The organism is Candidatus Rhodobacter oscarellae (assembly GCF_001078595.1).
GTDB classification, from domain to species: domain Bacteria; phylum Pseudomonadota; class Alphaproteobacteria; order Rhodobacterales; family Rhodobacteraceae; genus Rhodobacter_B; species Rhodobacter_B oscarellae.
The window spans coordinates 1,107,534-1,127,020 of sequence record NZ_LFTY01000002.1 but is presented as its reverse complement, the minus strand read 5'-3'; the positions used below and the strand labels follow the sequence as shown (position 1 = coordinate 1,127,020).

General features: G+C 60.2%; 18 protein-coding genes, 1 tRNA gene and 1 pseudogene. 14 read left to right on the top strand and 6 right to left on the bottom strand.

What is annotated here, in order from left to right:
• The first annotated feature begins 1 nt into the window (after nt 1).
• From AIOL_RS10385 to AIOL_RS10370, 4 genes are all read left to right on the top strand, one after another.
• Nucleotides 2-1,204 (top strand): FliM/FliN family flagellar motor switch protein, encoded by a 1,203-nt coding sequence (locus AIOL_RS10385; protein WP_082152527.1) that lies wholly within the window; start codon nt 2-4, stop codon nt 1,202-1,204.
• A 428-nt stretch (nt 1,205-1,632) separates the two neighbouring features.
• Entirely contained in the window at nt 1,633-2,148 is a 516-nt protein-coding gene (locus tag AIOL_RS10380) for a peptidoglycan-binding domain-containing protein (RefSeq protein ID WP_053101238.1), read from the top strand.
• Between the two features lie 105 nt (nt 2,149-2,253).
• Complete coding sequence (locus AIOL_RS10375; protein WP_049642912.1) at nt 2,254-3,531, top strand: hypothetical protein; 1,278 nt, start codon at nt 2,254-2,256, stop codon at nt 3,529-3,531.
• A complete protein-coding gene (locus tag AIOL_RS10370; protein WP_049642911.1) occupies nt 3,524-4,282 on the top strand; it encodes a COG3904 family protein in 759 nt (252 codons plus the stop codon). The genes AIOL_RS10375 and AIOL_RS10370 overlap by 8 nt, the downstream gene beginning before the upstream one ends.
• A 225-nt stretch (nt 4,283-4,507) precedes the next feature.
• On the opposite strand, the gene nusB is transcribed toward AIOL_RS10370, so the two are convergent.
• From nusB to AIOL_RS10350, 4 genes are all read right to left on the bottom strand, one after another.
• Complete coding sequence (nusB, locus tag AIOL_RS10365) at nt 4,508-4,972, bottom strand: transcription antitermination factor NusB (protein ID WP_049642910.1); 465 nt, start codon at nt 4,970-4,972, stop codon at nt 4,508-4,510.
• Nucleotides 4,969-5,511, bottom strand: coding sequence for a 6,7-dimethyl-8-ribityllumazine synthase (locus AIOL_RS10360; protein WP_049642909.1), 543 nt, complete (start codon nt 5,509-5,511; stop codon nt 4,969-4,971). Before AIOL_RS10360 ends, nusB begins: the two co-directional genes overlap by 4 nt.
• Before the next feature lie 4 nt (nt 5,512-5,515).
• Nucleotides 5,516-6,625 carry a 3,4-dihydroxy-2-butanone-4-phosphate synthase gene (ribB, locus tag AIOL_RS10355; protein ID WP_049642908.1) on the bottom strand — a complete coding sequence of 370 codons (1,110 nt, stop codon included), beginning with the start codon at nt 6,623-6,625 and terminating at the stop codon, nt 5,516-5,518.
• A gap of 397 nt (nt 6,626-7,022) precedes the next feature.
• Nucleotides 7,023-7,571, bottom strand: coding sequence for a hypothetical protein (locus tag AIOL_RS10350; protein WP_152912474.1), 549 nt, complete (start codon nt 7,569-7,571; stop codon nt 7,023-7,025).
• A gap of 130 nt (nt 7,572-7,701) precedes the next feature.
• On the opposite strand from AIOL_RS10350, the gene AIOL_RS26235 reads away from it, so the two are divergent.
• From AIOL_RS26235 to AIOL_RS10340, 4 genes and pseudogenes are all read left to right on the top strand, one after another.
• Nucleotides 7,702-7,830 (top strand): hypothetical protein, encoded by a 129-nt coding sequence (locus tag AIOL_RS26235; RefSeq protein ID WP_326973101.1) that lies wholly within the window; start codon nt 7,702-7,704, stop codon nt 7,828-7,830.
• Nucleotides 7,831-7,848: 18 nt separating this feature from the next.
• A pseudogene (locus tag AIOL_RS26230) lies at nt 7,849-8,184 on the top strand (HD domain-containing protein); the annotation flags it as partial.
• Nucleotides 8,185-8,310 (top strand): hypothetical protein, encoded by a 126-nt coding sequence (locus AIOL_RS26225; protein WP_326973100.1) that lies wholly within the window; start codon nt 8,185-8,187, stop codon nt 8,308-8,310. It begins immediately after the preceding pseudogene.
• A gap of 314 nt (nt 8,311-8,624) precedes the next feature.
• Nucleotides 8,625-9,236, top strand: coding sequence for a glutathione S-transferase family protein (locus tag AIOL_RS10340; RefSeq protein WP_049642907.1), 612 nt, complete (start codon nt 8,625-8,627; stop codon nt 9,234-9,236).
• Nucleotides 9,237-9,346: 110 nt separating this feature from the next.
• Here the strand turns inward: AIOL_RS10340 and AIOL_RS10335 are convergent, their stop codons facing one another.
• Nucleotides 9,347-10,183: a DUF2059 domain-containing protein gene (locus tag AIOL_RS10335; RefSeq protein ID WP_049642906.1), complete on the bottom strand. Its 837-nt coding sequence runs from the start codon at nt 10,181-10,183 to the stop codon at nt 9,347-9,349.
• Nucleotides 10,184-10,356: 173 nt separating this feature from the next.
• On the opposite strand from AIOL_RS10335, the gene AIOL_RS10330 reads away from it, so the two are divergent.
• The 6 genes from AIOL_RS10330 (at nt 10,357) to AIOL_RS25010 (ending at nt 18,950) form a co-directional block, all read left to right on the top strand.
• Nucleotides 10,357-10,446 (top strand) — tRNA-Ser (locus AIOL_RS10330).
• Between the two features lie 655 nt (nt 10,447-11,101).
• On the top strand, nt 11,102-13,519 hold the full coding sequence (locus AIOL_RS10325) for a sensor histidine kinase (RefSeq protein WP_152912473.1): 2,418 nt from the start codon (nt 11,102-11,104) through the stop codon (nt 13,517-13,519).
• Nucleotides 13,509-14,141 (top strand): response regulator transcription factor, encoded by a 633-nt coding sequence (locus AIOL_RS10320; RefSeq protein ID WP_082152524.1) that lies wholly within the window; start codon nt 13,509-13,511, stop codon nt 14,139-14,141. The genes AIOL_RS10325 and AIOL_RS10320 overlap by 11 nt, the downstream gene beginning before the upstream one ends.
• A gap of 175 nt (nt 14,142-14,316) precedes the next feature.
• The gene (locus tag AIOL_RS25015) at nt 14,317-15,249 is read left to right on the top strand and encodes a hypothetical protein (RefSeq protein WP_152912472.1); all 933 of its coding nucleotides are present in this window, start codon (nt 14,317-14,319) and stop codon (nt 15,247-15,249) included.
• A gap of 14 nt (nt 15,250-15,263) precedes the next feature.
• Nucleotides 15,264-15,791 carry a hypothetical protein gene (locus AIOL_RS10315; RefSeq protein WP_152912471.1) on the top strand — a complete coding sequence of 176 codons (528 nt, stop codon included), beginning with the start codon at nt 15,264-15,266 and terminating at the stop codon, nt 15,789-15,791.
• A 135-nt stretch (nt 15,792-15,926) separates the two neighbouring features.
• Nucleotides 15,927-18,950: a hypothetical protein gene (locus AIOL_RS25010; RefSeq protein ID WP_152912470.1), complete on the top strand. Its 3,024-nt coding sequence runs from the start codon at nt 15,927-15,929 to the stop codon at nt 18,948-18,950.
• A gap of 156 nt (nt 18,951-19,106) precedes the next feature.
• On the opposite strand, the gene AIOL_RS25005 is transcribed toward AIOL_RS25010, so the two are convergent.
• Nucleotides 19,107-19,484 carry a hypothetical protein gene (locus tag AIOL_RS25005; protein ID WP_160314460.1) on the bottom strand — a complete coding sequence of 126 codons (378 nt, stop codon included), beginning with the start codon at nt 19,482-19,484 and terminating at the stop codon, nt 19,107-19,109.
• Between the last annotated feature and the right edge of the window lie 3 nt (nt 19,485-19,487).

Sequence of the window (19,487 nt, the reverse complement as noted above, 5' to 3'; positions counted from 1 at the left end):
GATGACAGAAGAGGCAGACCAGTCAGTTCTGCGCCGCAAGGCGAGCGCACGCGCATCCGCCGTGGGTCCATCAGCGATGGACACCGCCAAGGCGATGCGCTTTGCTATGGCCAAGGCCGGTGACAACGTGCTCGAAACCCCTGTGGGCGTGCGCGAGGTCTCCGAGGGCACCCTGCTGCCAGACGATCTGCCCGAGGGATTGCCAGACAACCCACTCCTGGTGCGAATAGAGGACGAGCTTGGCAATAACGGTGTCGCGATTTGCTGCCAGCAAACCGTCGGCGCGGTGATTGAGGCCTCGACCATGGGCACGGTGCTCCCGGTTGAGGCGCCAGAACGCGCGCCAACGCGCACCGATGCGGCGCTGGTCGGTGCTTTTTTGGATAGTTTTTTAGTCAAATTTGGCGAATTTGCGGAGACCTGCGAGGAAAGGCCCCCCGTCGAAGGCTTCCACACAGAGGAACGCCTGGACGACCCCCGCGCCGCGCAGATGGTGCTGCCAGACGCCACGCATCGGCGCTACCGCGTGACCCTGGATTTCGGGCTGGGGGCGAAGGTCGGACAGATGATCCTGATCTTTCCCAACAGCCGTAAAGAGATCCCCTCCGCCGTCAAAAGCGCCGAGGAATGGTCCGCCTCACTGGAGAAGGCCGTTATGGGGACCTCGGCGCGCATCGACGCCGTGATCTGCCGCACCAAGGTCTCGCTGGCCGAGGTCACCAACTGGTCGCCCGGGGACGTTGTGCCGCTTGAGGGTGCGGCGTTAAACAATTTGATGCTCTATGGCGCCTCCGGAAAGAAGGTGACGCGCGCCAAGATGGGCCGGGCCGGGCCGTTTCGGGCGGTGCGCGTCATCATGGGCGCCGATGCGGACAACCTGTCCGAGCCTAGCGCGTTGGACGCGCTCGCGATATCGGCCGCGCAAGACATGGGGCTCGCGGCCTTGCCGCCAGCGGCGCCGCCGCCGCCCGCACCGCTCGGCGCAGCGGAACCGCCGCCGCTCGGTGGCATTGACCTGCCCGGAGATATCGACACAGGCCCATCGCTGGGCGGGATAGACCTGCCCGGTGGCGACCCGCCAGCCCTCGGCGGCATCGACCTACCGACCGATGCCGGGGCTGAGCCCCCCGCATTGGGAGGGATCGACCTGCCGGACAGCTCCGACGGCGTCGAGCCCGTCCCAATCTCGCTCGGCGATCTCTAAGCCGTGTTCCTCCGCTAGTGGTGTCGGCAACTCTCGGGGCTTTGAATTGGATCTCTTGAAGTGGTTTTGGCCTCCAGCGGTCCTTTGGGCACGCCAAATCTCTTGCAAGAGATTTGCACTTTCCTTCCAAGGAAAGTTGGGCTCGCAAGCGGCCAAGAGATCGCCCTAGACGGATCATCTCGTGTCGCGCCACAGAAACTCTTGCAAGAGTTTCGCAATTTTCTTGCAAGAAAATTGTGACGTCCAAAACCCGCTCCTAGCCAAAGCCACCCAACGCCTGCGGACCTTACAAAACGCCAAGGTCTTTCCCATCGCAACAAAATCCGCTATGTTTCCAAATAATCAAGGCCCAAAGAGGCACGAGCAGGATGACATTGCACAGCGACATGCCGCGAGGACGCCCGCAAGGACGGAGGAGCGCGCCCCTTTTGGGGGCCGCGTGCTTAGCCGTTCTCAGCGCCTGCACTGACGTCTCCCTGCCCGACAACCGCGCGCCGCAGGTCGGCCGCGCCAACGATCCCAGCGGGCAGATCTCGCTGCCCGACCGCGAGACCGGCGCCTGCTTTGCCCAGGACTTCACCCCCGCCGTGATCCAAACGGTGACCGAGCATAACCTGGTGCAGCCCGCTCAGATCGCCGCCGATGGCAGCGTGATCTACCCCGCCACGTACCGCACCGTGACCCGTCAGGTGATCGTGCAGGATCGCCAGGAGCAGGTCTTTGAGGCGCTCTGCGAGGCCGATCTAACCGGACCCTTCGTGGCCAGCCTGCAGCGCGCGCTTGAGGCGCGTGGTCATTACAGCGGCCCGATCAATGGCGAGTTGACGCCCAGGACCCGCCGCGCGGTGCGCGCTTTCCAGCAGCACCAGGGGCTCGATTCGGCGCTGCTCAGCGCCGCCTCAGCGCGCCAGCTTGGCCTGATCTCTTACCTTTCCCGCCGCTAGACGCGCCTCGCTAGGCAGCAAAACGCCGCCAATCCCGCATTCCCCCTCCCCCGCGCGCCCGCATCGCCTTATAAGGGTGGGCGCAGAAGGTGGGAGCCCAGGACCATGGCCGAGACAGAACTGACCGAAGCCGAGGCGCAGGGCGTGCGCTATGCGCAGGAGCTCGAGGGCCATTTGGGCTGGCTGGACGCCTTCACGCCGGCGGCGCTGGCGGTGCTGGCGGTGGCCTCGGGGGTCTACACCTATCTGGGCGTCTCGTCGCTCCTCGATGACAACGGCGCGCTCAGCTTTTTCGCCGCGATGGCCTATTCCATCGCGGTCTCGGTGGGCATCTTCGTGTTCTGGTCCTACCTGATGCGGCTCTTGCCCGCGGTGCGCGGCGCGGGCGCGCGGATCGGTCTGGTCCTGTCGATGTTCCTAGGTTCGGCGGCGATCATCGCGATGTCGTCCTGGCTGAACGCGGCGGCGCTGGCGGGCGCGGCAGCGGTCGAGCAGCACCTGGCGCGCACCGTGCAAGACTACCAATCCGCGCTGGAGCGCGCCAACACGATCTCGCTGTCGGCCCAGGGACTGGAACGCGACATCGCCCGCGCGCGCCAAAGCTTCGAGGACCTCTCTGAACAGGAGGCCACGGGCGAGCTCTCCGGTCTGGCGGGGCGCGGCGCGGTGTTCCGCCTGCTGCGGCAGAAATCCGAGGAGCTTCAGGGCCTTGAGACGCAGATCTCCAGCCAGGCCCCGCTGGTGCGCGCCGCCTTCGAGGAGGGCAACCTGATCCTCAGCCGGATGCGCGCCCTGACCGTCGAACCCGGCCCCGTCGTGGCCCGCAGCGTGCTTTTCGCGGAGGAGGCCGTGCGGCTCTCGGGCGTGATCACCACCCTGCGGCAGCTCTCTGTGGCGCCCCTGGTGGCGCGCGCCGCACAGGACCTGTCGGCCTCTGTGGTGCTGCCCGAGGTCGAGACCCTGCGCGGCGAGCAGCAAGCCACCGTGACGTCGGTGCTGAACGTGCTGGGCCAGCGCGCCGACACGCTGCGCACCGCCGCCGAGGGTGTGATGGCGATGCCCCCCGCCCCCGACACGGCCTATACGCCGATCTCCACCGCCGATGCGGTGATCCTTTACGCCGAGAATTTCGTGCCCTCCTGGGCCGGCGCGATTGCCATTGACCTGCTGCCGATGGTGCTGGTCTTCATCGTGGCCATCACCCAGGCCGCGATCCGCTCGGGCCGCGGCCGCGCCACCGTCGAGGACACGCTTACCATGGCCGAGTTCCGCGCCGCGCTGTCGGCGGTGCGCGATGTGGAGAACGCGCTGCACCGCGCCCCTGACGGCACCGCCGCGCCGCCGGGCAATGTGAAGCCCTTCAAGGCCGCCAGCGATGAGTGAAAAGGCAAGCGGCGGGCTGAACGTTGCGCGCGGGATTAAGCTGATCCTGCTTGGGCAGATCGCCATCGCGGTGATCCTGTTCTCGGGCGACATCCTTCGGGTCCTGCCCAGCCTCGGCGCCTCCTCGGTCACCGCGCCGCGCCTGACCCAGCCCGTGGCGCCCGGCGACCAGATGCGCCGCTACGACCCCAGGCAGGTGCCCACGAGCCCGGACGCGCCGGATGTCAGCGACCTGCCCTCGCGGCTTTTGTTCGAAGGCAGCGGCGACGCGCTGACCCTGACCGGCGCCATCGCGGTTGGCGATGCAGAACGCTTTGACGATTACCTGCGAGGCCGCGCGATGCCGGTGAATGTGTGGCTGAACTCCACCGGCGGCTCGGTGAGCGACGCGCTGGCCATCGGGCAGCGCCTTAGGGACGCCGAGGTGGCGACCAATCTGGGCGCCGGTCAGGTCTGCCTCTCCGCCTGCCCGTATATCCTCGCCGCGGGCTCCGAGCGCCGGGTGCATAAGGACGCCTATGTGGGCGTGCACCAGCACTATTTCGGCGAGAACACCGCCCTGCCCGCCTTCCTGGCCGTGGAGGACATCCAGCGCGGCCAGGGCGAGGTCATGGCCTATCTGATCGAGATGGGCGTCGAGCCCGGGCTGATGCAGCACGCCCTCGTGACGCCGCCAGAGGCGATCTACATCCTGGTGCCCGAAGAGCTGACCACGTACCGGCTGGCAACGGAGATGCTTGGAGCAGAGTAGCACGAATCTCGGCGGGGTTGGCCTGTAGCGGGCCTTTGGACGCGCCAAATCTCTTGCAAGAGATTTGCACGTTCCTTCCACGGAAAGTGGGCCCCGCAAACCGGCGTGCGGTCGCTTTTAAGGGGTCAATTCGGGGCGCGCCAAAGAAACTCTTTCAAGAGTTTCGCAATTTTCTTGCAAGAAAATTGCGTCGCGCCAAGGTTCACTGCAGGCCAATACCAACGCCTATTCGAATGCCTCGGGCCGGGCCTCGCGCGCCATGTGGTCCAGCACCGCGTTGACGAATTTCGGCTCGCGCCCCTCGGGGAAGAACGCCTTGGCCACGTCCACGAACTCGCTGATGATCACGCGCGGCGGGGTCTCGCTGGCCAGCTCGGCCCCGGCGGCGCGAAACAGCGCCCGCAGGGTGGGGTCGATCCGCGCGATGGGCCACTTGGCCACCAAGGCGCGGTCGGTCAGCTGGTCAATGCGCGCCTGCTCGTTCACCGCGCCCTCCATGAGCGCGCGGAACAGGCCCACATTGCCCTCGGCCATGTCGCCCAGGTCGTGCTCCTCACCAAAGCGGTGGTCCTCAAACTCGCGCTTGATGGCGTCCACGGTCTGCCCCGCGGCCTCCATCTGAAAGAGCGCCTGAACGGCGTAGAGCCGCGCGGCGGATTTCATCTGTTTCTTAGAAGCCGTCTTGGTCATGCGATCTGAAAGCTCTCATCGCTGTTGCCCTCGCCGCCGCCGGGCTTGAACCCGACGCCGCCCTTAGGACTGCCCCATTGGCGCGCCAGCGCGATCAGGTGCAGCGCCGCCTCGGCGGCACCGCCGCCCTTGTTCTGGCCCGCCGCCTCGGCGCGGGTCTCGGCCTGGGCGCGGTTCTCGACGGTCAGGATGCCATTGCCCACCGGCGCGCCCTGCAGGCCCAGCAGGGTCAACGCGCGCGAGCTGTCATTGCAGACCGTGTCGTAATGCGTGGTCTCGCCGCGGATCACGCAGCCCAGGGCCACGTAGCCATCGAAATTCGACATCCGATGCGCCAGGGCGATCGCCTGCGGCACCTCCAGCGCGCCGGGGACCTCGACGGTCTCATGGGTCGCACCGGCGGCCTCCAAGGCCGCCCGCGCGCCCGTCACAAGCTGGTCGGCGATGCCCTTGTAATAGGGCGCCACCGCGATCAGCACCTTGACCGGTTTGTCGAACTCCGGCGCGGCCAGGGTGTAGTGCTCTTCATTTGCAGCCATGTCGCTACTCCATCGGGATCTTGCGGGTGCCCACGATGGAGAGCCCATAGCTCTCCAACCCCACCACCTTGGGCGTGGGCGAGTTCGTCAACAGGATCAAATCGCTCAGCCCCAGCGCGGTCAGGATCTGCGCGCCCAGCCCGTATTGGCGCAGGGTCGCGGGCGAGGCCGCGTCCTCGGTCAACAGCTTCATATTCGTGTCGCGCAACAGAACCAGCGCGCCGCGGCCCTCCTTGGCGATCTCGCGCATGGCGTGGCCGAATTCCTCGGTGCGCCCGGGCCCGCCAATGCCGACCATGTCCAGCATCGGGTCCAGCGTGTGCATGCGCACCAGCACCGGGTCGTCGCCCTCGATGTCGCCCTTGATCAGCACGATATGCTCGGAGCCGTGGGTGTCATCGGTATAGATGCGCATCTTCCAGTCGCCGCCATACTCGCTGGTGATGATGTTCTCCTGCGTGACCTTCACCAGGTTGTCGTGGCGCCGGCGATAGGCGATCAGGTCGCTGATCGTGCCGATCTTGATGTTGTGCTTTTGCGCGAAGGCCACCAGATCGGGCAGCCGCGCCATGGTGCCGTCCTCGTTCATCACCTCGCAGATCACGCCGGAGGGGTTCAGCCCCGCCAGCCGCGAGATGTCCACCGCCGCCTCGGTGTGCCCCGCGCGCACCAGCACGCCGCCCTCGCGGGCGCGCAGCGGAAAGATATGCCCCGGCGTGGCGATATCCGCCCCGGTCGCGTTGCTGTCGATGGCCACGGCCACCGAGCGCGCGCGGTCGGCGGCGCTAATGCCCGTGGTGACCCCCTCACGCGCCTCGATGGAGACGGTGAAGGCGGTCTCGTGCCGCGAGGAGTTATGCGACGCCATCAGCGGCAGCCCCAGCGCGTCGATGCGCTCGCCGGTCAGCGTCAGGCAGATCAGCCCGCGCCCGTGGGTGGCCATGAAGTTGATCGCATCGGGCGTGCACATCTGCGCCGGGATGCAGATGTCGCCCTCGTTCTCGCGGTCCTCGTGGTCCACAAGGATATACATGCGCCCGTTGCGGGCATCGTCGATGATCTCCTCGATCTTCGACACCGCGTCCTGGTAGTGGGTGCTCTCGCCGTGCGCCATCTTACTTGGGTCTCCTGAGTCTGCCGCGATGTACAGCAGCCAATGGGTGAGCGCTAGGGGGCGCAACGCCGCGTGGGGCCCAGTCCGGTGGAATGGTTGATGACCGTCAGTCTCGCGCTTGCCGCGGCGATATCCTGGGCGCGCATGGTCAGAATTGGTCCGGGGCGGGGATTGGCGCACCACAATTTTCTTGCAAGAAAATTGCGAAACTCTTGAAAGAGTTTCTGTGCCGCGCCCCGCAGTGATCCGCTATGCGCCACCGCTTGTCCGCTAGCGGGCCCAACTTTCCTTGGAAGGAAAGTGCAAATCTCTTGCAAGAGATTTGGCGGGCCCCATTGGCCACTCCAGGCCAAGAGCCGTCAGTCATGCGTCGGATGCCGTGATTGGCAGTGCCGGTCTAAAAATACCGGTCCGCCGCGATATACCCCGCAAGCCGCCCGGCGACAGACCAGTCGCGTTCCAGGCCGGTATCTCCCACCAACAGCACCCCCTCGGCGGGGAGGCGGCCGCGCGCCGCCGCGATCCTGCCCGCCGCCTCCGACCAGGAGCCATGCACATGCGGGGCCGCGCAGGCATCGTCCAATTCGGGGTTCTGCGCCAAGATCTCCTGCGGCTCCAGCCGCCCGATGACCAGCGCATTGCGGGCGCAATCGCGCATCGCGGCCAGCTTCTCGGCCCGCGCCCGCTCTAGCTTTTGCGCCTGAAGGAACAGCCGCAACGCGTTGGTTGAGAACAAGAAGGCGACCACATCGCGCCCCGTGGTGGCGCGCACGGTGGCGTAGGTCTTGTAGTCCAGCCCGATCTCGGCGGCGCGCGCCACGCGGCGGCGCACCACGGGCAGCGGCAGCACCGGCAGCAGGTCGCGCCGCGCCTTGGTCCAGACATGGCGGCGATAGCTGACGCCGCGATCCATAGAGGGTCCGTTATTATGCCCGATCATCTGCATGGCTGGCTGTCTCCTTTGCCGCCAGTGAACGGCACCCGCGCGGGAAGGTCAATCCGTCTGGTCCAATCTCGCCCGCCCCGCTAGCATGACCGCAACCGCCCAAACCCAGCCCAGACCGAAAGGTCCCGCCATGGCGCAGCCCGATCTAGCCGCCCTGGACCACAGCAACATCGTCGCCTTCATCGAGGACATCTTTGCCCGCCGCGGGGCGGAGGAGTATATCGGCGAGCCGGTGACGATCTCGGAGCACATGCTGTAATGCGCCGAATGCGCCGAGCGGGCCGGCGCCAGCGACGCGGTCGTCGCAGCGGCCCTGCTGCATGATATCGGGCATTTCACCAACGAGTTCGAGACCGACGCCGCCGAGCAGGGCATCGACACGGCGCATGAGGAGGCTGGCGCCCGCGTGATCGCCGATTTCTTCCCGCCGCTGGTGGTGGACTGCGTGCGCTACCACGTGCCCGCCAAGCGCTACCTCTGCGCCACCGATCCGGCGTATATGGACCAGCTCAGCGATGCCTCTGTGCTGTCGCTGGGGCTCCAGGGCGGGCCCATGAGCGCCGACGAGGTCGCCGCCTTCGAGGCCAACCCGCATCGCGACGCCATCGTGTAGGTGCGCATCTGGGACGATATCGGCAAGGACCCCGGCCACAAGGCGCCGGGTTTCGCGCATTTCCGCCCGCTGCTGGAGCGCGTGGCCGCCGGCCATGCCGCGCGCGGTGAGGTAGGGCGGGGTTAACCCCGCCGCGCTAGAAAGCCCCCGTGCGCACGACCCCGCGCGGCCTGACACCCCGCGCACCCCCACATGCTCCTGCCCCTTTTGGGGCCGGTTCAGATCGCTCCGGGCTGACACCCCGGGAACCGGCGGGCCCCGGCCCGCTTGTGTGACATCGGCGGCGCCGCCACCCCCAAACTTTGGCGTCCTCATAACAAATAGCAGCGGCACCCAGCCCGGAGCAGCAGCCCCGGGCGGCGCTTTGGTGCGTCCGTTTTGCTTGACATCGCGCGCCAGACCTCATTAATTAACCATATCGTTATTTAATGAGGTACAACATGAAACTTTACGTCCTGCCCCCCTCGCCCCATTCCAAGAAAGTGCTGTTTGCCAATGCCGCGATGGGCCTTGACCTGCCGGTCCAGGTGCTCAACCACGCCGAGCAAGAGCAGTATTCCGACTGGTACAAGGCGCTGAACCCGAACTGCCGCGCGCCGACGCTTGCGCTGGAGGATGGCGCGGCGCTTTGGGAATCCAACGCGATCCTGTGCAAGATGGCCGCCGCCGCCAAGAGCGACCTCTGGCCCGCCAGCGACGCGCGCTATGACATCCTGCGCTGGCAGTTCTGGGAGGCCTCCCATTGGACCCCGGCCTGCTCGAAATACATCGGCTACTATGTGTTCGGGAATCACGAGATCGACCTGGACGCCGCGGCGCCGGACTTCCACAAATTCGCCGCCGTGCTGGAGGGGCATCTGGCGGGGCGCGACTGGCTGGTGGGCGACGCGTTGACGCTGGCGGATATCTCCTGCGCAATGATCCTGTTCTACGCCGAGCCCTGCCACTACCCGCTGGGCGAATACGCCAACATCCTGCGCTGGTGGGGACGGATCCAGGGGCACGAGGCCTTTGCGGCCGTGGCGGCGGCGTCTGCGCAAGCGGCGGAGTGAGCGCGCAAGCGGCGTGCGGGCAGGAAAGGCCCGTACGCCGCTCGGCCGCCTGGACGTAACCAGGCGAATACAGACCGCCCGCTCCGGTCAGGGGCGTGGCCGTGCGGCGCTCAAAGCTCCTCGCCGACCATGAACCCCGCGGCCGCCTGGCCCAGGGCGCGGCTGATATCCACGAACATCTCGTCGAAGGCGGCGAAGATGGCCTCGTTCAGCGCCACGCCCGCATCGGTCTCGAAGAAGGCGATATAGGCGTTCAGCTCGGCATCGCTCAGCGGCGCGTAGGCCAGCGTGAGGTAGGACAGCAGCCACTCGGTGGTGTCAGAGCGGATGTCGGGCTCCTGGCTCCAGACATCGGCCAGGATCTCCTCCTCGGTCAGCGCGCCCGGAAGGCCGCCGCCCTCGGCGAGGCCCGTATAGAAGGCAAAGTTGGAATTCAGCGCGCCCACGACGTTGCTGTCGATCAGGTCGGCCTTGTCGGTGAGCGCCTCGATCAGCGTGAGGCGGGCGTCCTGGTCGGCGGCCATCCTGGCGACGGCGTCCTTGCTGGCCTGCTCGATATCGGGCTCCAGAAAGGCGCGGCGGGCGGAGACCTCAAGCGCGATGATCTCTTGCCCCAGATCCGAGGTGAAGAAGGCGATCATCGGCGCGAGATCCTCGGCGGCAAGCACGATGTCCATCCGGCTGCGCAGCGTGTCGGCCATGCGATCGGCGTCGTAGATGGCCGAGACCAGCGCGTCCCAGCGCGCGCCCCCTGCCCCGCCCAGCAGATCGGCGCGCATGTCCGCGCCATGCCCAAGCCCCTCCTCGCGCATGATCTCGACGATCTCCGGCAGACCCAGCGCGCGGTAGAGCGTGTCAATCGGCGCAACGCTCTGCGCCCGCGCGGCGGTCAGCGGCGCGAGGACCGATAGGACGGAAAGAGCGGCGGCGGCGAGAAACCTAAGCATGGCGGGGCCTTTGCGTTGAGCGACGTCTAGGGGGAACTTAGGCGCATCGCGGCCCGCTTCCAAGCGCTACCACCCCTCGCCGGCGGGCCCGCGCCAATAAATCGTCGCCCCGCGCCACCAAAACGGTTGCAGTGCCGCGGCGCTTGGCCTAAACGGCCCGCCAGACCCTTCGCGGAGAGGTGCCGGAGTGGTCGAACGGGGCGGTCTCGAAAACCGTTGATCCTTCACGGGATCCCAGGGTTCGAATCCCTGTCTCTCCGCCACTATTTCCCTGATATCGCTTGATAATTCTCCCCACCCAGGGGGAAGAGTTTCAGTATCTGCTATCGGAATTTTGGGCCAAAGGTGTCATACTATGACACCTTTTCGGGCTTCCGGGCATGCCGACTATGCCCCCTTGGGCGGGTTTCTATGCCCCTTTCACTGCTGACAGCACTCACCAAGCATGAAAAAGGGGATCCCGCGATCGCGGGATCGCCGACCAATTCCAACAATCTGGCGCCCACAGACAGGGAGGGCGGATTCCGGTCATTCGCCGCGTGTGCAGCCTCTCATGGCTCATTGGCAATAGCTGACCTTCATGCGGCGCGCTTCCAACACTTAACGCTACACCGCCGCAGGTCGGCTCGGAGCCCATAGCGGAAGCGTTTGAATCTTACTAAGCACGCATACGACATCGCTGTCCGGTAGCGCCCACTGCATTTTTTTGGCCATGCAGCACAAAAACAGTTGTATACGCGTACAGCCGCGCACCGGTAGTGCCCAAGAAATTTCATCATTTTGGGTGTGTCACACTGGACGTTCAGCCAGTGTTCTTTCTACCATATCTGTTGTATGTTCGCAGCATGATCGCACGGCAATACAGCCAAGCACGGCAATACAGCCAAGCTGGAAGGTAGATCGCAAAAAGGTATCGATTTGCCGCAACTGTTCTGGAACCCACTTTCTGTAAATTGTTTGGCGATCGGTTTACTTTCGATCGTACTCTCGGCGTTTGTGTTCCGCCGTTTATACCTGGGTTCGGAAAAGCAAAAGGCGGTTCGTTTTGTTGTCCTTTTGTGGCTTTGTAGCACTTTCATTTTGGTTCTGGCGATATGTCAATTCTTTTCGGTCACTGCGAAGCCTGACGTCGGAAACTACTTCCTTCTGTTTAGCAGTCCGGTGGGGTTTTTGTCCGTCGCGAGTTTTGTTGCATTTGCTTTTCTTTGGGGGCGTGAATCCAGTGGTTTCGATTGGATGTTCTCCGTTCTCATACTGATCTTTCTTGGGTTGTTCGGATTCGAAAGCTGGATCAGCGTTCAACGCTATAAAGAACTTCAGCGTGGCGTTGTCGAATTTCGCGAGGTCTGGGCTGATATCCCCTTTTCTGCTCTGTTACTTCTTGCTTGTATTTTCCTTACAACGAATTTGACCCGCGTAATTTCTGTTCAATCTAACTTGAGAATCGGAGTTGCGTCACTGCGGGCATTGAAGGTGCTTGCAACCCCATGGCGTGTTATTCCCGTCGAACAAGCAAGTGTTCGAGCTTTCTTTTACGTGTCAGTTTGGCCATTTGGCACGGGGATTGCTGCAGTGTTACGCAGCTACGGATATTTGTCTTGGGCAGAGGTAGACACCCTGTCGGTCTGGTTTTTGACTTTTGCGCTTGCGGGTCTTCTGGTCGCTTATCTGAATTATGTTTCTGAAACATCCTCTTTCAGCACAAAGCTCATCGGGATGACGTTTGTAGTTGTCCTGGTTGTTCTAAGCGGTATCTCGTGGCTGGTTGGGGGCATATACGTTCAGACCTACAGCAACCCGAATGATCCGACGTCACAGACATCGCTTCATTTCGAGCGCCAAGAGAACGGTGCCTACAGGATGCGGCACGCGTTTCCTGAATTTGATGCTAATATCGGCACACGTATTCGAAATCATGATAGGGCTGTTGAGCTGCCTTTTTCGTTTCCATTTTTCCAAGATCGTTTTGAAAAGTTCTATTGGCATCCATCGGGGATGATAGGATTTCATAGCATTCCGCGTTGGCGCGATGTTCAGTTCCAGTACGGTCCGCAGCCGGCCATTTTCGTTTTGGCGGCGGAACTGGAGGCAACGTCTCATTCGGGCATATATATGCGGTCTACGGAAGATCGCGTTATTCTAACATGGCATCAATTTTCGCCCGCAATGGACCTGAAACAGGATGTTACCTTCCAGGTGACCCTATTTCGCAAAGGCGATATCGTATTCTCGTATGATATCATTCCAAGCGCGATAGCCCACGACCTCTATGAGGCCAATCTTGGCTCTATGATGCGTGGCATCGTACCGGGCTTTGGCGAGCGCGAGGTGGTAGAGGTTGATATTGGATCAAATCTCCCCGTTCTTGCGGCACCTGGGCAAGGGATTATTGCGCCACACCGATACGAGTTCTTAGCTTATCTCAATCGTGTCTTCGCACCTGTGGCGCTCTATTTGATTGCTTCGACGCTGCTGGTTTTTGCTCTGTTTCCTCGACTATTGCGGACCAGTATTACGCTGCCTTTGGGTCAATTGCTTCGGGGCGTTCAATCCATAATGGCCGGCAACCTTTCGACAAAGATATCCATCGTAAACCGCGATGAAATTGGCTTCCTCAGTGATGCGTTCAACGAAATGGCTCAGTCGCAGCGCGATTTGATCCGGTCGTTAGAGCGCAAGGTGGCCGAGCGAACGGCGGAAGTAGCCGAATATGCTTCAGAAAACGCCCGTCTGCAAGAGCGAAACCGGTTGTCAAACGAGTTGCATGATTTGGTGTCGCAAAACTTATTCTCGGCAAATTTAATTGCTGACGCGTTGCCCGATTTGATCCTCCAAAATTCAGATCAGGTCGGGGATGCGCTCAAAGACATTCAACTCTTTAACAAAAATGCTCTCAATGAAATGCGCGAAGTTTTGGTTGATCTGAGAACAGAACGCCCCGAGAAAAAGTCTTTCGGCAGCCTTTTGCGACTGATCATTCAGGATGTAACCAAACAATTCTCCACAGAAGTAAATTTGATGATCGAAAGCGATACCGAGCTACCTGACGAGATTGACCTGGTATTTAGCAGGATCGCGCGCGAGAGCCTGGTCAACGCGAGCAAGCATTCAAATGCATCGGCCATTCAGGTGTATTTCGACGGGGTTGGCAGTCAGGCTTTGCTGCGCGTGAAGGATAACGGTAAGGGTTTTTCTCCCCTTGGGGTCGCTCCCAGGCACATGGGATTGCAGATCATGAACGAACGCATCGCCGCAGTAGGTGGAAGCCTCGACATAAAATCAACGCCAACTTTGGGCACCGTTATTACCGCGATATGGATTGCAGATGAAAACTGATGTGAATATTCATGTATTGTTGGTCGATGATCATGTCGTGGTCCGCAAGGGTGTAGCATTTGTGCTAGAAGCTGCGCCGAATATTTCCGTCATTGGTGAAGCCGCGAGCGGAGAGGACGCTGTCCGCATGTATCAAACACACCAGCCGGATGTGGTTTTGATGGACATCGTGATGGATGGGATCGGTGGTCTTGAAGCAGCGCGGTGCATCCTCGCGCGCGATAGTGATGCAAAGATTGTCGCGCTTAGTACGTTCACAGATGAGGAGATGATCGCGCAGATGCGGGCGGTTGGTGCCCGCGCATTTGTAGAGAAAAACGTTTCAGGCGCCGAGATCGCAAACATAATAACGCGCGTCTACAATGGCGAGCAAATTCTTGAAACGCAGGTTCCCAACTCAACCACCGAGGGCGCATTTAATTTAGGTAACCAGCAGAATAGGGTTCTTATCTTGATGACCAAGGGCCTGACCAATCCAGAGATTGCCGACCACTTGGGAATATCGCTCTCTACCGCACGCTATCACGTGAGCGCGATCCTTCGAAAACTTGATGTTTCTACCCGATCAGAGGCTGTTGCCTATGCGGTGAGCAAGAACATCGTCAACGCACGAAACCTTTAGCCACATCGATGGCGACCCATCGCTGCCCTGCAAACTAGACAGTCGTACAGTGTCGTAGGTTTCTTTTTTCCCTTAAAAACATCCTTGTAGCGTGATGAAGCTAAGTTTGGCTGTGCAATGCGCCGAATCCGGTCCGATTGGGTCGGGCTACGACCCTTATTGCCCGCCGAACTAGATGTTTGTGTTCGGATTGTTGTTTGAAACCAAAATGGAAATTCTCATGCCCAAGGTAAAAATTGTCTCTTTTCTGATCAGCGCTGCTGTCGGAACCTTTCTTGCAAACACAGGTTTTGCCCAAAACGCACCATATGCGACGGTCAAAGGTTGGGCCGTTGCATCGGCAAAATCGAACGGAGCGTTGACCGGGTGCACGATGTCAAAAACCACTGCGGCTGGTCGCTTGACACTGATCAAATTCACAAGTGGCAAATGGCGGCTGTTTGTCCCGACCCGACAATCCGGCACATTCGGTGGTGGGATCGTCAGTTATGACAAGGCCGATGTTGACAGCCAGTTTGGGTTTTCCCGAGGCTCTGCATCCCGCGACATGAGCGCCGATGAAATTTCGCGGTTCAAAGCTGGCCGTGAATTTGGTGTCCAGATCAACGGCGACGCGCCGCTCAGCTGGGCTTTGACCGGGTCGACCGCGGCGGCATTGAAGGTTGATGAATGCGTTTCCAATAAAGGAATACCGCCTGCAGCAAAGGCGCAAACGACGCGGCCACAAGCGCAACGTCCAAATTCGCAATCCGGCGCGCGCCCGTCAGCACAGGCCGCATCTGGACCGGTCTGCTGGACCGTTACGTCTGGAACCTACGATTGTGTCTATGAAGAATATGACGCGACAGGGCGGTTTTCCCGCGAATATGCGCTTTCTCCTAAATCAGGGGATGCTCCCGCTTTTGATATCCGGGTCGCCAGCGAGCAAGATGTGGAAGTCAATGTTTGGTTCGGCACAGGCCCTTGGCAGTATATGGGAATTTGGCAAGCAGTTCAAAATGTCGCCGGGGCGCCTGCCGGTGCGGAATGTATCGAACCGGCTTCAAATCAAACGGCCGAAGCCCGCAACAATCTGGGGCAGGATGCTTGGGTTTTCTGCGCACGTTGATCGGGGGCGACGACATGAAGTTCTCGACGTGTTTATGTGTCATTGCGTACAGCGCAATGACGGTTGTAAGCGGTCCAACGGCCTTGCAAGCAGAAGGGCATGAACAGCTGTTTGCGGGTGTGCGCGGTTGGCATGTTCTCATTGACAGTGACACCTGTATTGGGCGTCGCCAAAACGGGGGAACAGGGGCGGCGGAGGATTTTGAACCCTATGTCGCGCCTTCTGGGAATTGGGAGCTCAAACTACCCAACACCACCAGCCGCACATCTGGCGACGTTAACGTCACCCTCGAGATTGATGGCACCACCTTTCGCGATACGGGCGTTATATTGGGGTCGGAGATCCATTTGGTTTTCGACCTAAGAATGCGCCATGCGTTTCGTGATGGATATTGGGTGACTTTCACGGTCGACGGGCATGTGTGGGAACGATCCTTATACGGTGTCACAGCCACATTGCTGAAGCTCGAAGAGTGTTGGAACGAGGTTTCGGGGTATGACGCCGACGTTTCCAACCGTGCGCCGGCGCGAGCGTTTGAATGAATGCGCTATGGAGCCGGGCTCATTTACCTATGCCACCAAAGGCCAAAGCGGCGTTTGACGTCGACAATGAATTTCTGGGGCAGCCTCGTTGTCCTAGCCGCTTGAATTAATGGATTCCATCCAGGGAAATGAAACATGAAGAATGCTGTTGTCGGTGCGATAATTTTGGTTGCGGGATCTATGGCCGTGAACGCGCAAACGAATGAAATTGATGAATTGCGCAGCACGATAGATTCAATTCGAGATCTAACTTGGGTAAATAATGAAACCTACACAAAAAGCTGTAGTGTAAATTTGCCCATTAAAGACGCACAGGACAATGCCGGCTGGCGCAATGACGGTGCACTTTGTGGCTCCGCAACCAAGCATTTTGAGTTTTCAGACAGCGGCCCAGTCCGCGGCAAACGTTGCACACGCTTGAATGAACCCTTCGGATCTCCGGTTTGGGACGATAACTATCTTTGCACCGATTACGACTTTCCGTATGAACTTCGCTTTTCGATACATAATCGAATCACGACCGTTGGAAGCAATGGTGGATGTCTTCATATGCCCGAGCATGTACCGGCACAACAAGCCTGGGACGATAATTATCTTTGCTGGCAACCCAGTAATAGCTACGCAAGTGTTGTCCGTCACATCAGACTTCTGGAGGGCCGCCAGCGTGGCCTGGAATTACCTGAAGATCCCCTATTCGCCTGGAAACGATCGGACCTTCGCGCCTACGTCGACCTGCTCGAACCGTTCGAGGCACTTTTGGACCTTTTCAATTCGTCAACGGTAGCGGAAAGGGCGGCGCTGGCCAAGGTTCTGAAACCGGAAGAGAGCCGTTCTATCATCGAAGCGAACGAATTGATCTTCACATGGGCACTTGGGGCTCCCCTTCCGAACCAGCAATGCACGTTGATCTATGAGAAAGATTCTGGTTTCGACGGCTCATCATTCTACTCAAATGAAACTTCAAAAATCGCAGCAGGTGAACGCCTTCCCGGATTTGCTCATCTTTGCGCAAATCGCGATGTCGGCCTTAAATGGTCGCTAGATGGTGAACTGGCGGGAATGCGGTGTTTTCCTCTGAATGAACCGAAGATTTCCAGTGGGAAGGATAGCCAATTGTGGTCTGATAACTTCCTTTGTGCCCCAGAGGATTTTGACTATGATGTCCGCTTTGTTACGAATGGTAGAATTGAGGGGATACAAGACAAGTGTCTTTCAATCCGGACACCCGACGCTGGGCCCGTATGGAACGATAACTTTATTTGTTATGACAGAGACAAGCTAGGGGATTTCGACGGTCATTGGGAAGCGGCGACGCCCCCCTGCCCATCCTGTCCTGAAATCGACTATCAAGTCAGCTACGGGGTTGAAGAGGGAAAGGAAACCAGCTCAGAATCGTCCTTTGGTATCGAAATCAGCCTCTCTGTGGAGGAAGACGACGAAATCTTGGGCACAGGCGTGTCAGCAGAACAATCTATCTCCTCGTCCGCGAGTTTCAGTAGCGCTGTCGCCGAGAGTTTTTCGAGATCGAAAACAGAGGATATCACGGTTCCTTGCCATCTTGGTCAGGTATGGCAGTGGGTCAGCGTTGCCACACGCGACTGCGCATTCGGGGTGCAATGCCCAGCGATTACCGCCCGTTCCAGCGTCATACAATGCACTGTCCCCGGGGATGAGCCAATTCACGATCCTAGTTGGTCGCCCTGCGAACCGGTCTTTGTCGATAATCTAAGCGCCACGTTGGTGCGGTCCCAAAACAGTGGTAGCCGTTCCGATCTACCCGGTGGCTGGCGCTGCCGTGGGGTTAAAGAAATTATCGTCGAGCAGGCCACCTATGGCCGCAGCTGTAATGCGCCGGTCGGCAATGTAACGGATCGTGTGGCGATCAATTGTCAGGGCGGCGAAGGTCAGTGCCACTTTATAGTCGATATGGCTGAATTGGGCCGCCCGGGTGGCAATAGCTGTGAACATAATTTCGAGGCGTTTTATTCCTGCCCCGGTGACGGTGATCGTTTGCGTTCTGCCTTCGTATCGGGCGAGGCAGGCTATGGGACAAAAGTATCGCTTGCCTGCGGCTCAGATGACTCCAAATACAAGCCTGTGGTCCTCGAAGGAGACCCGCGTCCAGCGCAACAAGTCGAACCGAATGTCGCAACGGATGAAACCGCCGCGGCCATTCGCGAACTTGCAGAAACGTTGGGCCGCACAACACAGGGAACTGGCACATCGGAAGACGGGGTCGCGAACGCCATCCGTGCATTGGCGACAGTCATTCAGGAACGCCCTACACCGAAACCAGCGGACACGCAGCTTGCCGCCCGCGCTTTGCAGGACGTATCGGCCGCGATCCGCGAGATACCCACGCCACCGGTGCCAAACCGTGAGGCAGAAAATCGTATCGCCGCAGCGTTGGAAGCCCTGGCGATAGCAACACAGCGCGGTACTGAACCTGTTCCTGCAACGCCGGAAGAGAAGCAGGCAAGTGCCGCCGTCGTACGCGTCGCGGCTGCTTTGGAGCGTCTTGCTGTAGCGCATGAGGATTTGCCGCATTCTTTGGGTGCCAGCAGTTTGGATGTGGCTGGTATCATGTCCGCTTCGCTCAATAGAATCGCCGAAGCGCTGCCTTTATTGCAACAGGACCAAACCGCGTCTGACCGGGTGGCTCGTGCATTGGAACAGATGGCATCGGCCAGCGCCCAAGCGCCTCAGATCTATGGGGCTTTGACTGCTGAGTTCTTTGGTGTTGTTTCAGGTGCAATCCGCGAGTCAGCAGTCGCGATGGCAACACCTAACGCGACCGACCAAGCGGGCGCAGAGGCCGCGATGCGTTCAGCCGCAGCCCTGGAAGCGCTGGCACGAAACTTGGCAAACCTGCCATCATGCCCACAACATCCGGCTGGACAATGTGGTCCGGAGAATTTTCAGACCTTTGAGCAAGAAAGTTTTGTTGAGCCAAACTTTCAACAGCCTGAGTATGTGCCCGAGTATCAGGAAGAAAGCTCAATTGGACAGGACTTTCAGCCGAATTATGACCAACAAGAGTTTGGGGACAATGATTTTGCGTTAGACCAGCCCGGCGCTTTCTATGACCCAGAAGGTGAGCCGGTCTATGACGAGGAAAGCTTTACGGATCCGGCGCCAGAACCAGAGTATGGTGAATAAGTTGAAAAGTCTGGTTTGACTATGCCTACTGCAGAGCGTCAATAAGTGCACCTCAAACACAAATGGAAGCGGCGTCAGTACCGGCTCACCCGCAAGAGGCTGGATAGTCCGCGTCCCGCTTTTCCGACATCATCACCGCGAAGGTAGGGTCTTGGTTCAGGTGAGATCGACGCCGGCGAACGACCGGTCTGGCGACAGCAACCACGACGCAGCGACGATTGTGCCGCTCATGCGAAAGGTTGCTGCGCCAGCAATCGCCGCGTAAGCAAATGGCCGCAAATCCGCAATCCGTGAGCTCGAGTGAGCCAGAATTTCGGCAGTGCGGCGAAAGTCCTGTGTGGATGGCTCCTGCATGGCAAGACATTTTTTGAGCTGATATGAGCGCATGTCAGATGCAGTCGTGTGTCTGGCCTGTTTGCGCAGCGCACACGGCTGCTGGCCCTGATGGTTTCCGCTGACCGAGTCCCAAACCGCTTCGCGGACAACGATGTGTCCCTGACTTTCGACGGGGTGTCTTGGTTGGCGGGCTGACATTGC